The organism is Variovorax sp. GW531-E2, from assembly GCF_059423125.1.
On record NZ_JBWKXQ010000091.1, the window covers coordinates 1 to 17,971 of the forward strand.

Here is a 17,971-nt window from a genome sequence, read left to right on the forward strand (position 1 = left end):
CCCAGGAGGCCGTCGTCACCCAGCACGCCACCGAGCAGACCGCCTTCGCCGCCGAGCAAGCCGCCCAGCAGGCCGTCGTCACCCAGCACACCGCCAAGCAGACCACCTTCACCGCCGAGGACGCCACCCAGGAGGCCGTCGTCACCCAGCACGCCACCGAGCAGACCGCCTTCACCGCCGAGCAAGCCGCCCAGCAGGCCGTCATCACCCAGCACGCCGCCGAGCAGGCCACCGTCGCCGCCGAGGACACCGCCCAGCAAGCCGCCGTCGCCACCCAGCACGCCACCCAGCAGGCCATCGCCACCGATCAGGTTGGCCACGCCGTCGGTCACGAAGTCGACCTGCGTGTCCACCGCGTTCAGCAGGCCGTTCGTCGCGCCGGCGCCGAGCAGCTGGTCGACCACCGGGCTGACCAGGCCGCCCACGCCGTCCGTCACGTCGTCGACGAGGCTGTCGGCCGGGTCGAGCACGTTCGGGTCGTTCGGCGTGAAGCTGGAACCGAGCACCGGGGCCAGCAGGCCGTCGACCGTGTCGGTCAGGCTGTCGGTCAGTTGCGAGACCGGGGCCAGCACGTCGCCCAGGCCGAGGTCGCCGAGCACGCCGTTGTTCAGGCCGTTCACCAGGCCGGCCACCACGCTGTCGGCCGGGTCGAGCAGGGCCGCGCCGGTGCCGGGGGTGCCGCCACCGCCGATGCCGCCGAGCACGCCGCCCAGCAGACCGCCGACGAGGCCTTCTTCACCGAGCAGGCCGCCCACGGGGCCGTCTTCGCCCAGCAGGCCACCGACCACGCCGTCCGGTCCGAGCAGGCCGCCGACACCGTCGCCACCGAGCAGGCCACCCAGCGGGCCGTTGTCGCCCAGCAGGCCGCCGAGCAGGCCGTCGTCACCGAGCAGGCCACCGATGGGGCCGGTGCCGCCGAGCAGACCGCCGACCAGGCCGTTGTCGCCGAGCACGCCGCCCAGCACGCCGTCGCCGCCGAGCAGGCCGCCGATGGGGCCGCCTTCGCCGAGCAGGCCACCGACCAGGCCGTCGTCACCCAGCAGGCCGCCCAACGGGCCGTCGCTGCCGAGCACACCGCCCAGCAAGCCGTCGTCGCTCAGCAGGCCGCCGACCAGGCCGTCGTTGCCGAGCAGGCCGCCGATGGGGCCGCCTTCGCCGATGACACCGCCGAGCACGCCGCCCAGCAGGCCGTCGTCGCCGCCGAGCAGGCCGCCCAGCGGGCTGTCGGCGAGCAGGCCGGAGATCGCGCCGTCCTGGCCGAGCAGGTTGTCGATGAGGCCACCCTGGCCGAGCAGTTCGCCGGTGAGGCCTTCCGAACCGGCCAGGCCGGCCAGTGCGCCGTCGCCGCCGAGCAGGCCGCCCACGAGGCCGTTGTCGCCCAGCAGGCCGCCGATCGCGCCGTCGTCGCCGAGCAGACCGCCCAGCAGGCCGTCCGCGCCGAGCAGGCCGCCGGTCAGGTTGCCGACGGCGCCGTCGCCGAGCAGGCCGCCGACCAGGCCGTCTTCGCCGAGCACGGTGTCGAGCAGGCCGCCGACGGCGGTGTCTTCACCCAGCAGGCCGCCGACCAGGCCGTCCGGTGCCAGCAGGCCACCGACCAGGCCGTCTTCGGCCAGCACGCCGGCCACGAGGCTGCCTTCGCCGAGCACGTTCTCGAGCAGGCCGCCGAGCGCGCCGTCGTCGCCCAGCAGCTGGTCGGTGACACCGCCCAGGCCGAGGGCGTCGGTGAGGCCGCTGACGATGCCGTTGTCGCCGACGAGGTTCTCGAGCCCGTTGTTGAGCGCGTCGGTCACGTAGTCGACCTGGCCGAGCAGGCCGTCCAGGATGGCACCGGCGGCGCCGGCACCGAGCAGCGGATCGAGCACCGGGCTGAGCGCTTCGCCGAGCGGGTCGGTGATGCTGCCGACGGTGTCGTCGATCGGGTCGAGCTGGTTCGGATTGTTGGCCTGGAACTCTTCGCCGAGCAGCGGAGCGAGCACGTCGTCGACGACGTCGGTCAGGTCATCCACCACCCCCGCCACCGGGGTCAGCGAGCCACCAAGGCCGAGCGCGTCATCCAGGCCGTCGACCACGCCACCCACGATGCCGTCGGCTGGGTCGAGGAGGTGGTCGGCGTCTGCGTCGGAGTCGGAATCGCTGTCCGAGTCGGAGTCAGAGTCGGAGTCACTGTCCGAGTCCGAATCAGAGTCGCTGTCCGAGTCAGAGTCTGAATCCGAGTCACTGTCCGAGTCCGAATCAGAGTCGCTGTCCGAGTCAGAGTCTGAATCCGAGTCACTGTCCGAGTCGGAATCAGAGTCGCTGTCCGAATCCGAATCCGAATCCGAGTCAGAGTCCGAATCAGAGTCGCTGTCCGAATCCGAGTCGCTATCGCTGTCGGAGTCGCTGTCCGAGTCGGAGTCAGAGTCCGAATCGCTGTCCGAGTCCGAATCGGAATCCGAGTCGCTATCCGAGTCCGAATCCGAATCCGAGTCAGAGTCGCTGTCCGAATCCGAGTCGCTGTCAGAGTCCGAGTCGGAATCCGAGTCCGAGTCAGCGTCCGCATCGGACTCACCGCCCGGGCCGCCCACGAACAGCGGGAAGCCGGTGGTGCCACCGTCGCCGCCACCGCCGCTCAGTGCAGCACCCAGCGCCGCGGCGCCCAGGGCGCCCAGCGCGAATTCACCCAGGCCGATGCCGCTGCCGGCCGCGGTCTTCTTGGTCACTGCCAGAGCGGCCGCATCGGCGTCGCTGTCCGGCGGGGTCACCTGCAGGTCGCCCGAGGCGACGTCCACATTCACTTGTTCGAGGCCGCCGGGCAGCTTGGTCGAGCCGATGGTCGCATCGGTGCCGCCGGTGAAGACGCCGGCCAGCGGCGCCTTGTTGGAGGCCGATCCGGGGAACAGCACGTTGGCCTGGCCGCCGTCCGGCACGATCACGCGGTCGCCGGCCATCAGGGTCTGATTGCCGTCCACCGGAATGCGGACACCCTCGCGCATCACTGCAACGCCGGGCGTAGCATTGGACAATGTGCCCACGCTGGGCGACGCCACGGCCGCAGGCGCGGCGGAGGCGCCGGCGCTGATGCCCGGCGTGCCGAGCGGCGTGACGGTGGCTTGGGCGAGAACCACGGGCGCGCCAGTGGCGGCGAGCCCTTCGGTCGAAACGGTCGATGCTTGTGGAGCGGTCATGGCAGCCTCTGTGACAAAAGATGCATCTACAGGGGCAACTTGCGTGCCGCTTTTCCGCCGCCGTGCCAACGCCGCGCCATCGGCGCTTCAAGTGATTGATTTGTATGGATATTTTTCTGAAAACCGCGCAACGCACCGGCCTCCGAAACAGCCCGTAAGGAGGTCAATTCGCGATTCGTTACGTAACGATGTAACGCCTCGTACCCGGAACGCCGAGCATGTCGCGCGCACTTTCCACAGCCCTGGCGCCCACGCCGCGCCACCCGCTTTTTCTCTTTCCTTCTTCTCTCTTCTATATATGTTCAATCCCTCCCAGGAAGACGTGCGCCGCTTCTTCTGCGACGTGTACGCCAAGCACCGGCAGGGCCTGCCGATGGAGCCGCTGGAGACCATCGCGGCCGGCTGGATCGGCGAGCACCCCGAGTACCACGAGGACCTGCTCGACGCCGACGCGGCGGTGGCGCGGATCTACGACGGATCGAACGGCCGCGAGAACCCGTTCCTGCATCTGTCGATGCACCTGTCGATCAGCGAGCAGTGCTCCATCGACCAGCCGCGCGGCATCCGCCAGGCCGTCGAGCTGCTGGCCGCGCGCCGCGGCTCGCTGCTGCATGCGCATCACGAGGCGATGGATTGCCTCGGTCAAATGATGTGGGAGAGCCAGCGCGCGGGGCGCCCGCCCGATGGCGATGGCTATGTGGCCTGCGTGCAGCGTCGCGCCACGAAGGACTGAGCGATCAGCCGGCGGCGCGCGGCGTTCCTTTTCGCGCCGGCAACGCGCCCTGCGCCTTCGCCGCCTCGCGCAGCAGCCCCGCCATCGCGGCGCGCAGCGGCGACGGCTCGGCCTCGCTGCGCTGCAGGAGGCCGACCGGCTCCTCGGTGCCGGTGGTATCGATCGGCAGCCGCACCAGGCGGCCGTCGGCCAGCTCGCTGCGCGCGGCGCCCAGCGGCGTGATCCACACGGCGTCCGACACCGCCACCAGCGCGCGCGCCACCGCCACGTCGAGCGTCTGCAAGGCGTTGGGCGGCAGCGCGAGGCCGCGCGCCGACAGGAAACTCTCGGTGTTGTGGCGCGGGGCCGTGCCCTCGCCGTACACGACCAACGGATAGTCGAGCACTGCCTGCACCGGCGCTGCCTTGAGTGCAAGCGGATGGCCGGCGCGCACGGCGAACACCAGCGGCTCGGTGTGCAGCAGCTCGAAGCTCAGGCCGCCCATGAGGCGCGGGTCGCTCATGCGGCCGACCACGAGGTCGAGCTCGCCGGCGCGCAGCTCGTCGAGCAGCACGGCGTTGGCCGCACTTTTCACCAAGATCTGCACCGCCGGCCAGCCCTCGCGCAGCCGTGCCAGCGCCACCGGCAGCAGCGCGGGCGCCACGCTGGGCAAGGCGCCGATGCGCAAGCGCTCGATGCGCCCGCCCGCCGCCGGCGCCACGGCCTGGGCGCTGGCATCCATCGCTTCGAGCACGCGCAGGGCGTGGGCCAGCAGCTGTTCGCCGGCCGGCGTGAGGCCCTGCACGCCGCGGCGACCGGCCTGGCTGCGTTCCACCAGGCGGGTGCCGACCACGGCCTCGAGCTCCGACAGCGTCTTGGACACCGCCGGCTGGCTCAGCGCCAGCCGCTCGGCCGCGCGCGCCAGGTGGCGCTCCTGCGCGACCGCGACAAAGGCGCGCAGGTGCCTCAACTGCACGTTGCGCACGAAATCCTGGCGAAGCTCGGCGGGAGACTTTTTCAATGCCTTCTGGTTATTGAAACTGGAACAATCTTCAATTTACATCATTGATCGCGACTTCTACAGTGCGGGCTTCGGATTCGTCCCACGACAGGAGACAACGTACATGACCAAGACCAGCGGCGTTCAGCCCACCCTCACCCCGCGCGACTGGGACGCCCACCCCAGCTACATCTACCCCGGCTACAAGTCGACCGGCAAGCGCGGCCCGCAGAAGCCGCTCATTCCGCTGAAGGCCTCGCTCGGAGAGCTGCAGCAGCCGGTGTACGGCCACGACAGCATCGGCGAGTTCGACCACGACCTCACGCGCAACGCGCGCGTCAACGGCGAGCCGCTGGGCGAACGCATGATCCTCACGGGCCAGGTGCTCGACGAGCGCCGCCGCCCGGTGGCCAACACGCTGGTCGAGCTGTGGCAGGCCAACGCCTCGGGCCGCTACGTGCACAAGGTCGACCAGCACGACGCCCCGCTGGACCCCAACTTCCTGGGCGCGGGCCGCTGCCTGACCGACAGCGAAGGCCGCTACCGCTTCCTCACCATCAAGCCCGGCGCGTATCCCTGGGGCAACCACCCGAACGCCTGGCGCCCGCAGCACATCCACCTGTCGCTGTTCGGCCAGAGCTTCGCCAGCCGCCTCGTGACGCAGATGTACTTCCCCGGCGACCCGCTGCTGCAGTACGACCCGATGGTCACCGGCACGCCCGAGCGCTACCGCAACCGCCTCATTGCCGACTTCAGCCTCGACATCACCGAGGAAGGCTATGCCCTGGGCTACCAGTTCGACATGGTGCTGCGCGGCGCCGATGAAACGCCGTTCGAGAACCGCTGAAAGGAATTCCCCATGCCATTGATGACCGCACAGGAAGCCGACTTCGGCCAGACCCCCTCGCAGACCGTGGGCCCCTACTTCGCCTACGGCCTCACCGCCACGCAGTACGGCTACAACTTCAACCAGCCCTTCGACGCCGTGCTGGCGCTGGACACCGCCAGCGGCCAGCGCATCCGCCTCGAAGGCCGCGTGATCGACGGCGACGGCAACCCGATCAACGACGCGCTGGTCGAGATCAGCCAGCCCGACGGCGAAGGCCGCTACCCGCAGACGCCCGACGAGGCGCGCGCCCTGGGCTTTCGTGCCTTCGGCCGCGTGGGCACGGGCACCGACGCGCAGAACCGCTTCGTGTTCCACACCGTCAAGCCCGGCGCCGAAACGCCCGGTGAAGCCCCGCACATCAACGTGATCGTGCTCATGCGCGGCCTGCTGCTGCATGCCTTCACGCGCGTGTACTTCAGCGACGAGGCCGAGGCCAACGCGAAGGACGCCGTGCTGCAGAGCGTGCCGGCCGAGCGCCGCCACACGCTGATCGCCGAGCGCGTGGAGCAAGGCGGCGCGGTGACGTACCGCTTCGACATCCGCATGCAGGGCACGGACGAGACGGCCTTCTTCGACGTCTGACCCCCGGGAAAGTCCGGACGAAAAAAAGCCCGCATCAGCGGGCTTTTTCTTTGGATACCAGTCTGGCCTAGCTTACTGAGGCGCGTGATGCAGGCGCGATTCAGGCACGACCTTCAGTTCGCCTGGCAGCGAGCTGATGTAGGTGGCCAGCGTCTTCAGCTCGGCGTTGGTGAACTTCTTGGGTTCGACCTGTGCGGCCATCACGGCGTTCGAGCGGCCCAGGTGGGGGTTGTTCTTCACGCGGTACGACTTCAGCGCCACGAACAGGTAGTCGGCGTGCTGGCCGGCCAGCTTGGGCACGGTGCCGTCGTTCGGCGTGTTGAAGTTGGCGCCGTGGCACTTGGTGCAGCTGTTGTCCTTGTCGCGCGCGATGAGCGCCTGGACGTTCTCGGACGCGGCCTTGGCCGGTGTGGCCGCAGGCGCGTCGCCTTCCTTCACGCCCAGCTGGCTGTAGTAGGCCGAGAGGTCGGCGATGTCCTGTTCGGTGAGGCTGTCGGCGATGGCACGCATCGTCGGGTGCTTGCGGTCACCGCCCTTGTACGCGGTGAGCGCGGCCGAGATGTAGGTGGCGCTCTGGCCCGCGATCATCGGGACCTTGTGGATCTCGGGGAAGCTCGCCTGGTAGCCGATGATGCCGTGGCAACCCACGCACATCTGGACCTTCTTGGCTCCGTCCTGGGCCTTGCCAGTGACTTGTTGGGCTTGGGCCGAGACCGTCACGCAAGCGACAGCAAGGGCAAACATCGTGGTCAACAACTTGTTCATTTTGCGCGCACAATCTCGTGGAGATACAGTTTTTCGAATCAACATTCGATTATATGCAAGGGTCCCACGGGAACCTCGCGCGGGCTGCACAAGAGACTGCGCAATGCAGATCGAGTGTGTTCTTTTCTCCACCCTGCCTCCGCTCCACTCATGAAATTCAAGGGCTCAGACAACTACGTCGCCACTCAGGACCTGATGCTGGCGGTCAATGCGGCCATCACACTCCAGCGCCCCCTGCTCGTCAAGGGCGAGCCCGGCACCGGCAAGACCATGCTGGCCGAGGAAGTGGCGCAAGCGCTCGACATGCCGCTGCTGCAGTGGCACATCAAGTCGACCACCAAGGCGCAACAGGGCCTGTATGAATACGACGCCGTGAGCCGCCTGCGCGACTCGCAACTGGCCGACGTGGACGGCGGCCAGCGCGTCAAGGACATCCAGAACTACATCGTCAAGGGCGTGCTGTGGCAGGCCTTCACGGCCGACAAGCCGGTCGCGCTGCTGATCGACGAGATCGACAAGGCCGACATCGAATTCCCGAACGACCTGCTGCGTGAAATCGACCGCATGGAGTTCTACTGCTACGAGACGCGCGAACTCATCCGCGCCAAGCACCGTCCGCTGGTGTTCATCACCTCGAACAACGAGAAGGAACTGCCCGACGCCTTCCTGCGCCGCTGCTTCTTCCACTACATCAAGTTCCCCGATGCCGAGACGATGAAGCACATCGTCGCCGTGCACTTCCCGAACCTGAAGCAGGAGCTGCTCACGTCGGCGATGAAGACCTTCTACGACGTGCGCAACCTGCCCGGCCTGAAGAAGAAGCCCTCGACCTCCGAGCTGCTCGACTGGCTCAAGCTGCTGGTGGCCGAAGACATTCCTCTCGAAGCCCTGCAGAGCAAGGACGACAAGGTCGCCGTGCCGCCGCTGGTGGGCGCGCTGCTCAAGAACGAGCAGGACGTGACCCTGTTCGAGAAGCTCGTCTTCATGCAACGCAACAACCGCTAGGCCATGAGCCGGCAACCGCATTCCACCAGACAGCTGATGAAGCTGGGCATCGCCCAGGCGGTGCTGTTCGTGGTGGGCGCGCTGATCGGGCGCGGGATCGGGCTGCTGCTCGGACTCGACGCCTTCGGTACCGACAGCAAGTACGGCACGCGCGAGATCGTCGGCATTGCGCTGATCGGCCTGGGCGGCGGCGCCGGTGCGCAGGCCGCGCGCGCGTGGTACGTGCACAAGTACGGCGACCCGCGCGGCTGAGCCCCAGATCCATCGAGACCTGTACGGAGACACGGAGAGTTTGCACATGGCGTTCGTCGAACCCGTCACGCTGAAGGCCCGCGGCCTCGCGCTGGTGCCGCTGGCACTCACTCACGAAGACGGCCTGCGCGCCGCGGCCGCCGACGGCGAGCTGTGGAAGCTGCGCGTCACCTCCGTGCCCGAGCCGCAGGACACGCGCGCCTACATCGAGACCGCCCTGAAGACGGCCGACCGCTTCGCCTTCGCCGTCACCGACGAAGCCACCGGCACCGTGCTGGGCAGCACGAGCTTTCACGACATCCTTCCGGGCGTGAAGCGCGTCGAGATCGGCTACACCTGGTACGCCGAGCGCTGCCAGCGCACCCACGTCAACACCACCTGCAAGCTGCTGATGCTCACGCACGCGTTCGATACGCTGGGCTGCAACGTGGTGGGCTGGCGCACCGACAACTTCAACTTCGCCTCGCAGCGCGCCATCGAGCGCCTGGGCGCGAAGAAAGACGGCGTGATCCGCTGCCACGTGATGCGCCGCGACGGCACCATCCGCGACACCGTCATGTACAGCCTGCGCGCGGGCGAATGGCCCGAGGTGAAGGCCCAGCTGCTGTACCTGCTCGACAAGCCGCGCGGCTGAACGAAACACAAGGAGCGCTCCATGCTCATCGACTTCTTCTACACCCTGCGTTCGGCCAAGCTGCCGGTGTCGGTCAAGGAATACCTCACGCTGCTCGAGGCGCTCAAGTCCGACGTGGTGGGCCCGAACTCCGACGGCGCCTACGGCATCGACGATTTCTACTACCTCTCGCGCACCGCGCTCGTGAAGGACGAGAAGCACTACGACAAGTTCGACCGTGCCTTCGCCGCCTACTTCAAGGGCGTCGAGATGCTCACCGACTTCACCAAGGAAGTGCCGCTCGACTGGCTCAAGAAGACGCTGGAGCGCGAGTTCACGGCCGAAGAAAAAGCCAAGATCGAGAAGATGGGCTGGGACGAGCTCATGGAAACGCTCAAGAAGCGCTTCGAAGAGCAGAAGGAACGCCACGAAGGCGGCAGCAAGTGGATCGGCACCGGCGGCACCTCGCCCTTCGGCAACGGCGGCTACAACCCGCAGGGCATCCGCATCGGCGGCGCCGGCAAGAACCGCAGTGCCGTGAAGGTGTGGGACCAGCGTGCCTACAAGGACTACGACGACACGCAAGAGCTGGGCACGCGCAACATCAAGGTCGCGCTGCGGCGCCTGCGCAAGTTCGCGCGCGAAGGCCACGAGGAAGAGCTGGACCTGGACAACACCATCCACTCGACCGCCGCCAACGCCGGCTACCTCGACATCAAGATGCGGCCCGAGCGCCACAACAACGTCAAGGTGCTGCTGCTGATGGACGTGGGCGGCACGATGGACGAGCACATCCAGCGCGTCGAAGAACTGTTCTCGGCCGTGAAGACCGAGTTCAAGCACCTGGAGTTCTACTACTTCCACAACTGCGTCTACGACTTCATGTGGAAGAACAACAAGCGCCGCTTCTCCGAGAAGTTCGCGACCTGGGACATCCTGCGCAAGTACAACAAAGACTACAAGCTGATCTTCGTGGGCGACGCCACGATGAGTCCTTACGAAATCTTGCAACCTGGCGGCAGCGTCGAATACAACAACGAAGAGGCCGGCGCCGAGTGGATCCAGCGCCTCACGCACACCTTCCCCAAGTTCGCCTGGATCAACCCCGAGCCCCAGGGCGTGTGGCAGTACCGCCAGAGCATCGCGGTGATGCAGCAGCTCATGTCCAACCGCATGTACCCGCTCACGCTGCGCGGCCTCGAAGAGGCGATGCGCATGCTGTCCAAGTAACCCGCGGCCCCGCACAAGTGGGGGGCAGCCGCCACACGGGTGCTGTCAGAATGCCCCCATGGTCAGGGTGGCATCCGTTCTTTCGCCGGCGTTGTGGCCGGCTTTGCTTTTTTCCGGCGTCCTGCTTTTGCAAGGCTGCAGCCTGCTGCCTAAAAAAGAGGCGGCGGACACGGGCGCGTCCACCACGGGCGTGGTGCGCAGCGGCGACAGCAACGGCGACACCGCCAAGGACGACGACAAGGCCAAGGCCGACGGCCGGCGCAACGCCTTCACCGTCGACGTGCGCGGCCCCGAAACCGAGCGCGACTACCTCGCGCGCCACCTCGAAATCCAGCGCTACCGCGAGCTCGACGACCTGGGCGTGACCGAGGTCTCGCGCCTCATGGTCGCGGCCGAGGCCAATGCGCGCGAACTGCTGGGCACGCTGGGCTACTTCACGCCCACGCTCACGCTCGAACTCAACGAAACACCCGACAGCACCGAGGCCCCGCGCGAGGTCGTCATCACCGTGGCGCCCGGCGAGCGAACGAAGGTGTCGACGGTGCAGATCCGCTACACCGGCCAGATCGCCAACGACCCCAGCGCCGAAGCCCAGCGCGACGCCATCCGCACCGGCTGGGCGCTGCGCGCCGGCGAGCCCTTCACGCAAGGCGCGTGGGACGACGCCAAGACCACCGCGCTGCGCAGCCTCACGGCCAGGCGCTTTCCCACCGGCAGCGTGGAGATCAGCCGCGCCGAGATCGACGCCGACCGCCACGAGGCCCGCCTCGGCGTGACCTACCAGTCGGGCCCGGCCTACAAGTTCGGCCCGCTGGTGCTGCGCGGCGTGGAGCGCTACGACGCCGACGCCGCGCGCCGCATCGCGCGCCTGCCCACCGGCACCGACTACGACCAGCAGAAGCTGCTCGACGCCCAGCAGCGCCTGGCCAGCAGCGGCTACTACGACTCGGTGTTCCTCACGCTCGACACCGACAGCAACACGCCGCTGGCCGCGCCCGTGATCGCCCAGCTGCGCGAGGCGCCGCTGCAGAAGGTGGTGATGGGCGTGGGCTTCACCACCGACAACGGCCCGCGCCTGTCGATCGACCACACCCACAACCGCATGCCGCTGCTCGGCTGGCGCGCGGTGTCGCGGCTCTCGCTGGACAACGACATCCAGTCGCTGGGCACCGAGTGGAACGCCGTGCCCGACGACCGGGGCTGGCGCTGGTTCGCCGGCGGCGAACTCAAGAGCGAGCAGTCGGGCAGCTACGTGGTCGACAGCGGCCGGCTGCGCGGCGGGCGCAACAAGTCGAGCGACCACATCGACCGCAGCTACTTCCTGCAGTACGACTACGCCCACAACCGCGGCACCGACGCGCCGCCCTCGGCCTCGGCCGTCACCGCCAACTGGGGCTGGACCGGGCGCTACTTCGACGACAACGCGGCGCCCTCGCGCGGCTACGGCCTGGCGCTCGAAATGGCCGCGGGCTACACGCTCACCGGCCAGCAGGTGCCCTTCACGCGCACCTACGCGCGCTTTCTCGGCGTGCTGCCGCTGGGCGCGGCCGAGGACAGGAACGCCCGCGCGCGCCGCAGCCGGTTGCAGATGCGCCTGGAGGCCGGCGCCGTCGCGGCCAAGGACAGCGCGCAGATCCCGTCCACGCTGATGTTCCTCACCGGCGGCGACACCACCGTGCGCGGCTACAGCTACAAGCAGATCGGCACCGTGCGCGCCGATGGAAAGACCGTGTCGGGCCGCTACCTGGGCGTGGCCAGCCTCGAATGGCAGCGCCCCTTCGTCTACAAGGACAAGCTCACCGAATGGGAGAGCGTGGTGTTCGTGGATGCCGGCGCCGTGGCCGACAAGCCCGGCGAGCTCAAGCCCAAGGTCGGCGTGGGCGTCGGCGCGCGCTGGCGCAGCCCGGTCGGCCCGGTGCAGGCCGACCTGGCCTACGGCGTCGACTCGAAGAAATTCCGCCTGCACTTCCGTCTCGGCTTCACCTTCTGACCCGCTTCATGCCGTCCACGCCCACCACAGCCACGCCCCGTCCCCGCTCGCGCACCCGTCGCGTGCTGCGCGCGCTGGGCTGGACCCTGGTGGGCCTGTTGCTCGTCGTGCTGCTGCTCGCCGCAGGCACGTGGTGGTGGCTCGGCTCGAACAAATCATTGGCCTTCGCGCTCGCCCAGGCCGCACAGCGCCTGCCCGCGGGCCAGACGCTCGAGAGCCGCGACGTCACCGGCTCGCTGCGCACCGGCGGTCGCATCGGCTGGCTCAAGTGGCAAAGCGAGAGCCTCGCGGTCGAGGTGAACGACGCCACGCTCGGCTGGCAGCTCGCCCCGCTGTTCCAGCGCAAGGTGCAGCTCGGCGAGATCCACGCGGCGAGCCTGTCGATCGAACGCCGCGGCCCGCCCAGCGACACGCCGACCGAGCCGCTCACGCAGGTCGCGCTGCCCGTCGAAGTGGCCGAGGTGCCCTTCCGCATCGACGAGGTGCGCTGGGCCGGACCGCCCGCGCTGGAAGCCAAAGGCCTCGCGGGCCGCTACAGCTACCTGGCCGCGCAGCACGCGCTGGACATCGAAGGCGTCGACATCGCCGACGGCCACTACAGCGCCCGCGTCCGGCTGCAGGGCCCGGCGCCGATGGCGCTCGATGCCACGCTCGACGGCCGCGTGAAAGCCCCGCTCGCCGAAGACCGCCACATCGAAGTGCAGGCCAAGGCCTCCGTGAAAGGCACGCTGGCCGGCCCCGAGGCGCGCCTGCAGGTCGCCGCCGACCTGCAGCCCACCGAGCCCGACGCCGAAGCGCCCATGGCCGCCCAGCTGCGCGCGCAGATCGCGCCCTGGTTGCCGCAGCCCGTGGTCGACGCCAAGGCCGACCTGCGCAACGTCGACGCCGCCAGCCTCTGGCCCGGCGCGCCCCGGACCCGGCTCACCGGCACCGTCGAGCTCGCGCCCGATGCCGCCACCGGCCCCGCCGCGTGGAAGGCCTCGGCCGACATCCGCAACGCCGTCGCCGGCCCGTGGGACGAACAGAAGCTGCCGGTCGAGCAGGTCCAGGCGCAGGTCGGCTTCGACGGCACGACCTGGACCGTGCCCGAAGCCACCGTGCGCGCGGGCGGCGGCCGCATCGACGCCGAAGGCAGCTGGAGCCCCGCGCCCTCGCCCTGGCAGGTGCGCGCCACCGTGCGCGGCGTGCGGCCCGGCGCGCTGTACAGCGAGCTGTCGGGCGCGCCCGTCGGCGGGCAGATCAGCGCACGGCAGGCCGAAGATTCCGACACCCTCGTCTTCGACGTGGCCCTCCGCGCCGAAGGCAACGGCGGCGCCGGCAGCAAGGCGCTGCCCGGCTTCGGCCTGGACCGCGCACTGGCGCAGGGCCAATGGAAAGACCAGGTGCTCGACCTGCGCACGCTGCGCGTCGAAGCGATGCGCGCCAGCATCGACGGCAAGCTGCAGGTGCGTGTGGCCGACCAGGCCGCCAGCGGCAAGCTCGCCCTCACCCTGCCGGGCGGCAGCGCGCAGCTCGACGGCCGCATCGCGCCCACCACCGGCGGTGGCGACCTCCAGGCGCGCATCGACGACGCCGAAGCCCTGCAGCGCTGGGTGCAAGGCCTGCCGGGCCTCGCGGCCGTGTTCGCGAACGCCAGCGCCAAGGGCAGCGCCCGCCTCGACGCCAGCTGGCAAGGCGGCTGGCAGACCGTGCAACGCCGCATCGAGAACCCCGGCGCTCCGGCCGCGCGCGGCAACGCCGAGCCCAGCCTCAAGGCCGCGCTCGCCGTGCCACGCCTCGACCTGAACCTGCCCGCGGCCCAGCCCGGCGGCACGGCCACCAGCGTGCAGCTGCGCGCGCTGCAGGCCGACCTCGCCGGCAGCATCGCCCAGGCCACGCTGACGCTCAAGGGCGAAGCCACCACCGGCACGCAGAAGCTGGCACTCGACACCCGCGCCAGCGGCGGCCTCGCCAGTGCTAACCAGTGGCGCGCCACCCTCGCCAGCCTGCGCCTGCAGGCCCAAGACACCGTCACCGCGCGCCCCGGCCAGGGCCCCTGGGTGCTGGAGCTGGGCCGCGAGGTCACGGCCACTGTGCGCGCCGCCGACAACCGCCTCGACGTCGAAGCCTCCGCCGCCGACGCCACCCTGCGCGGCCCGCTGCCCGGCACCGTGCGCATCGACTGGCAGCCGCTGCGCTTCAACCAGAGCGGCGCCGCGCCCAACCGCGTGTTCCGCCTGCAGTCCAAGGGCCAGATGCAGGGCCTGCCGATGGCGTGGGCCGGCGCGTTCGGCGCCAACGCCACGCTGAGCGAACTCGGCATCAGCGGCGACCTGCTGTTCAACGGCGACTGGGACATCGACGCCGGCGACACCCTGCGCGCCAAGGCCCGCCTTGCGCGCCAGAGCGGCGACATCCGCGTGCAGGCCGGCGAGGCCGCACTCGTCACCCGCATCACCAGCACCGGGACCGGCACCGCGAGCGAACGCACCATGAGCTCGGCCAGCGGCAAGAACGAGGTCAACGGCGTCGATGTCACCGCCACCCCGGCCGGCCTGCGCCGCGCCGAACTGCAGCTCGACGCGCAGGGCGACGCCGTGCGCGCCACCCTGGCCTGGGACAGCGAACGCGCCGGCCGCCTCGACGCCGAACTCGGCACCCGCATGCAGCAGCGCAGCGGCGGCTGGCAGTGGGCGCCCGACGCACCGCTCAACGGCACCCTGCGCGCCGCGCTGCCCAACCTGGGCGTGTGGTCGATGCTCGCGCCGCCCGGCTGGCGCATCGCCGGCACGCTCGACGCCAACGCCACCCTGTCGGGCAACCGCACCGCGCCGCGCTGGAACGGCACGCTCGGCGCCGACCAGCTCGCGCTGCGCGCCCCGGTCGAAGGCCTCGACCTGCGCGACGGCCGCCTGCGCGCCTCGCTCACCGGCGACCGCCTGGAGATCACCGAGTTCACGCTCAAGGGCGGCGCCGGCAGCAACGCGCGCATCGGCGGCCAGAGCGGCAACCGCAGCACCGCCGCCAGCGAAGCGCGCACCGACGGCGGCTCGCTCACCGCGCGCGGCGACCTCAGCTGGGGCAGCAACAACAGCACGACCAGCACCGGCATCCGCATGGCCCTGCAGGCCGAGCTGCGCGCCCTGCGCGTGTTGGTGCGCACCGACCGCCAGGTGTCGCTGTCGGGCAACCTGCAGGCGCGGCTGGACGACGGCCAGTTCAACGTGCGCGGCAAGCTCAAGACCGACCGCGCCGTCATCATCCTGCCCGACGAGACCGCGCCCAGCCTGGGCAGCGACGTCGTCGTGCGCTCGGCCGCCAAGGACAAGGCCGCCGCCGAGGCCGCGCTGCGCGAATCCGCCAAGGCCGACGCCCAGGCGGCCAAGGCCGCCAAGCCCCAGACCGCCAAGCCGCCCGACATCGTCGTCACCTTCGACCTGGGTGACGACTTCGCCGTGCAGGGCCGCGGCATCACCACCCGGCTCGAGGGCGAACTCGAAATCCGCAGCACCCGCCTCGATGCCCCGCCGCGCATCACCGGCGAGGTGAAGACCGTCAAGGGCCAGTACCGCGCCTACGGCCAGCAGCTCGACGTCGAGACCGGCATCGCGCGCTTCAACGGCCCCTTCGACAACCCCGCGCTCGACATCCTGGCCATCCGCCCGAACATCGCGCAGCGCGCCGGCGTGCAGATCACAGGCTCCGCGCAGTCGCCGCGCGTGAAGCTCTACGCGGAGCCCGCGCTGTCCGACGCCGAGACGCTGTCATGGGTCATCCTGGGCCGCGCCTCGGCCACCAGCGGTGGCGAGTCGGCCCTCTTGCAGCAGGCCGCCCTGTCGCTGCTCGGCAAGATCGGCGGCACCACCACCGGCGGCAGCCTGGCCAGCCGTTTCGGACTGGACGAACTCGGCTTCAAGGGCCCCGGCAACGGCGGCGACCTGCGCGAGTCGGCCGTGACGCTGGGCAAGCGGTTGTCCAAAGACTTCTACATCACCTACGAACGCAGCCTGGGCGGCACCTTCGGCACCCTCTTCATCTTCTACGACCTGACCAAGCGCCTCACGCTGCGGGGCCAGGCGGGGCAGACGAGCGGGGTGGACCTGATCTATACGGTGAAGTACGACTGAGGGCGGCCGAGACACCCCAAGCTGGTAAAGTGCGGGCCGCGCTGCAGCAGCAGCGGCGCACACCGTCTTCGTAGTTCAATGGATAGAACGGGGTCCTCCTAAGACTCAGATACAGGTTCGATTCCTGTCGAAGGCACCAGCAAGCCGTTACTCTTCAACCGCTCTCAGGCGGAGCACCACGGCCAGAGCCACACCATCGGTTCACGAGCAGATGCGCGGATCAGGCAGTTCATGCCACCCGGTGAGGCACCGGGGGCAACTGCATCACGCAACCACCGGACGAGATCCCTCTGGCCTGACGCCCATCTCGCCGCACTCACGTGTACGGATCAGGCGCCAGGGGACGTTGCCGCCCTTCCCGTCAAGTCGGCGACAGAGGAAGCTGGACCGTGACAATCGCCCGGGGACGGGTGTCCAAATTCACGACCGAGCCGACAGATGACAGGATGCCTGTCTTCTGATTGATGCTGTAAGCCGAAATGGAGTCGTCGTTCCAGTTCGCCGTCACAAGGAACTTCCCCGATGCGTTGAAGGCAATGTCCAGCGGCGCATTGTCCGTTGCCAGTGGTGCATCCGGGAGCGGGGAGAGTACGCCCGAGCCTGGTGCGACGGCATAGCCCGAGAGAGTGCGCCCCAACCCGTCCGGGATGTAGGCGAACTTGCCAGCAGGATGCACTCGCACCCGGCTCGACGTACCGTTCGGAGTCAAGGGCGCCCCGATCTGCGCAAGATCTCCGGTGGCTGAGTCGATGGCGAAAGTCGTGACCTTGGTGCCCGTGACGTACATCGTCTCCCCCGCAGCGTCGAGAGTGACGAACGTTGGCGAAGAACCTGCAGGGACGGACGTCGCCCCGGCAGCGAGCACAGCGCCAGAGCCCTGATCGATCGCATACTTGGTGATCGTGTTGTCGATCTGGCTCGCGATATAGACGAACTTGCCACCAGGATGAACAGTGACTCCTACGGGGCTGGTCACCGTAGAAAACGGCGAGCCGGCAATTGCCGTCAGCGCGCCAGAGCCTTGATCAACGGCGAAAACCGAGACGGTGTTGTCCAATGCGTTGGCTGCGTAGACAACGTTGCCGGCCGGATCCACAGCGATCGATTGCGGATAGCGGCCTGTGGGCAAGTCGGTACCTACCTGCGCCAGCGCACCAGTCGTCTGGTTGATCGCATAGATAGAGATGGTGCCGTCTCCAGTGTTCGCCACGTAGAGGAATCTCTTGCTCGGGTGCACCGCGATTGAAAATGGCGAGGCCCCTGCCGCCACGGTCCCGACAGACGAGAGCGCACCGGTCGACACGTCGATCTTGTAGATGCCGATGTTGTCGCTGAAGGACTGCGCCACATAGGCAAATTCGGGCGCGCCCGCGCAGGACACCCGCACCGAAGTGACGTTGGCGGAAACGTTGGAGCCTGTGCCATTCGAGACCCTGCAGTTCTGTCCCGAAGGCTGTGCGCCCACCGTCACGGAATAGCTGCTGCCGCCGGCGATGGCCGTCGCGAAAGTGAAAGCGCCATTGCTGCCGACGGACAGTGCATCGCCGTCTGAATTGAGCAGCGTGAGGGACGCGCCTGACTCAAGTCCGGTCACCGTACCTCCCACCGTGTATGTAGCGCCCGGTGGCGGCAGTGGGAATACACCACCACCGCCCCCCCCTCC

Annotated in this window: 12 protein-coding genes, 1 tRNA gene and 1 pseudogene; 10 read left to right on the top strand and 4 right to left on the bottom strand. The window is 69.0% G+C overall.

All coding sequences use genetic code 11. The features are described from left to right. A pseudogene (locus tag AC07XP_RS30630) lies at positions 1-3,164 on the bottom strand (hypothetical protein); the annotation flags it as partial. 298 nt (positions 3,165-3,462) lie between these two features. Here AC07XP_RS30630 and AC07XP_RS30635 point away from each other — a divergent pair. Continuing rightward, positions 3,463-3,897, top strand: a complete 435-nt coding sequence (locus AC07XP_RS30635; RefSeq protein ID WP_495266786.1) for a DUF1841 family protein — start codon at positions 3,463-3,465, stop codon at positions 3,895-3,897. A 4-nt stretch (positions 3,898-3,901) separates the two neighbouring features. Here AC07XP_RS30635 and AC07XP_RS30640 read toward each other — a convergent pair whose 3' ends face one another. Beyond that, a complete protein-coding gene (locus tag AC07XP_RS30640; protein WP_495266787.1) occupies positions 3,902-4,897 on the bottom strand; it encodes a LysR substrate-binding domain-containing protein in 996 nt (331 codons plus the stop codon). 103 nt (positions 4,898-5,000) lie between these two features. On the opposite strand from AC07XP_RS30640, the gene pcaH reads away from it, so the two are divergent. Together pcaH and pcaG are read left to right on the top strand one after the other, a co-directional pair. Further along, positions 5,001-5,723, top strand: a complete 723-nt coding sequence (gene pcaH / locus AC07XP_RS30645) for a protocatechuate 3,4-dioxygenase subunit beta (protein ID WP_062482599.1) — start codon at positions 5,001-5,003, stop codon at positions 5,721-5,723. 12 nt (positions 5,724-5,735) lie between these two features. Beyond that, on the top strand, positions 5,736-6,347 hold the full coding sequence (gene pcaG, locus AC07XP_RS30650; protein WP_369645172.1) for a protocatechuate 3,4-dioxygenase subunit alpha: 612 nt from the start codon (positions 5,736-5,738) through the stop codon (positions 6,345-6,347). A 72-nt stretch (positions 6,348-6,419) separates the two neighbouring features. On the opposite strand, the gene AC07XP_RS30655 is transcribed toward pcaG, so the two are convergent. Beyond that, positions 6,420-7,112, bottom strand: a complete 693-nt coding sequence (locus tag AC07XP_RS30655) for a c-type cytochrome (protein ID WP_070062690.1) — start codon at positions 7,110-7,112, stop codon at positions 6,420-6,422. 150 nt (positions 7,113-7,262) lie between these two features. Between AC07XP_RS30655 and AC07XP_RS30660 the strand changes: the two genes are divergently transcribed. The 7 genes from AC07XP_RS30660 (at position 7,263) to AC07XP_RS30690 (ending at position 16,447) form a co-directional block, all read left to right on the top strand. Next, positions 7,263-8,117: an AAA family ATPase gene (locus AC07XP_RS30660; RefSeq protein WP_070062691.1), complete on the top strand. Its 855-nt coding sequence runs from the start codon at positions 7,263-7,265 to the stop codon at positions 8,115-8,117. Between the two features lie 36 nt (positions 8,118-8,153). Continuing rightward, positions 8,154-8,369, top strand: a complete 216-nt coding sequence (locus AC07XP_RS30665) for a hypothetical protein (RefSeq protein ID WP_235926943.1) — start codon at positions 8,154-8,156, stop codon at positions 8,367-8,369. A gap of 46 nt (positions 8,370-8,415) precedes the next feature. Further along, a complete protein-coding gene (locus tag AC07XP_RS30670) occupies positions 8,416-9,003 on the top strand; it encodes a GNAT family N-acetyltransferase (protein ID WP_495266788.1) in 588 nt (195 codons plus the stop codon). 21 nt (positions 9,004-9,024) lie between these two features. Further along, the gene (locus AC07XP_RS30675) at positions 9,025-10,212 is read left to right on the top strand and encodes a vWA domain-containing protein (protein ID WP_062482585.1); all 1,188 of its coding nucleotides are present in this window, start codon (positions 9,025-9,027) and stop codon (positions 10,210-10,212) included. Positions 10,213-10,270: 58 nt separating this feature from the next. Continuing rightward, entirely contained in the window at positions 10,271-12,202 is a 1,932-nt protein-coding gene (locus AC07XP_RS30680) for an autotransporter assembly complex protein TamA (RefSeq protein ID WP_495266789.1), read from the top strand. Between the two features lie 8 nt (positions 12,203-12,210). Then, positions 12,211-16,308, top strand: a complete 4,098-nt coding sequence (locus AC07XP_RS30685) for a translocation/assembly module TamB domain-containing protein (RefSeq protein WP_495266790.1) — start codon at positions 12,211-12,213, stop codon at positions 16,306-16,308. 64 nt (positions 16,309-16,372) lie between these two features. After that, positions 16,373-16,447, top strand: a tRNA-Arg gene (locus AC07XP_RS30690). A 222-nt stretch (positions 16,448-16,669) separates the two neighbouring features. Here the strand turns inward: AC07XP_RS30690 and AC07XP_RS30695 are convergent. Further along, on the bottom strand, positions 16,670-17,971 hold a 1,302-nt coding region (locus AC07XP_RS30695; protein WP_495266791.1), incomplete at its 5' end, for a lactonase family protein.

Excerpts from the sequence above, each read along its gene's own strand:
- AC07XP_RS30680 (WP_495266789.1), top strand. The coding sequence starts at position 10,271 with ATGGTCAGGGTGGCATCCGTTCTTTCGCCGGCGTTGTGGCCGGCTTTG.
- AC07XP_RS30655 (WP_070062690.1), bottom strand. The coding sequence starts at position 7,112 with ATGAACAAGTTGTTGACCACGATGTTTGCCCTTGCTGTCGCTTGCGTG.
- AC07XP_RS30665 (WP_235926943.1), top strand. The coding sequence starts at position 8,154 with ATGAAGCTGGGCATCGCCCAGGCGGTGCTGTTCGTGGTGGGCGCGCTG.
- AC07XP_RS30670 (WP_495266788.1), top strand. The coding sequence starts at position 8,416 with ATGGCGTTCGTCGAACCCGTCACGCTGAAGGCCCGCGGCCTCGCGCTG.
- AC07XP_RS30675 (WP_062482585.1), top strand. The coding sequence starts at position 9,025 with ATGCTCATCGACTTCTTCTACACCCTGCGTTCGGCCAAGCTGCCGGTG.
- AC07XP_RS30685 (WP_495266790.1), top strand. The coding sequence starts at position 12,211 with ATGCCGTCCACGCCCACCACAGCCACGCCCCGTCCCCGCTCGCGCACC.
- pcaG (WP_369645172.1), top strand. The coding sequence starts at position 5,736 with ATGCCATTGATGACCGCACAGGAAGCCGACTTCGGCCAGACCCCCTCG.
- pcaH (WP_062482599.1), top strand. The coding sequence starts at position 5,001 with ATGACCAAGACCAGCGGCGTTCAGCCCACCCTCACCCCGCGCGACTGG.
- AC07XP_RS30660 (WP_070062691.1), top strand. The coding sequence starts at position 7,263 with ATGAAATTCAAGGGCTCAGACAACTACGTCGCCACTCAGGACCTGATG.
- AC07XP_RS30635 (WP_495266786.1), top strand. The coding sequence starts at position 3,463 with ATGTTCAATCCCTCCCAGGAAGACGTGCGCCGCTTCTTCTGCGACGTG.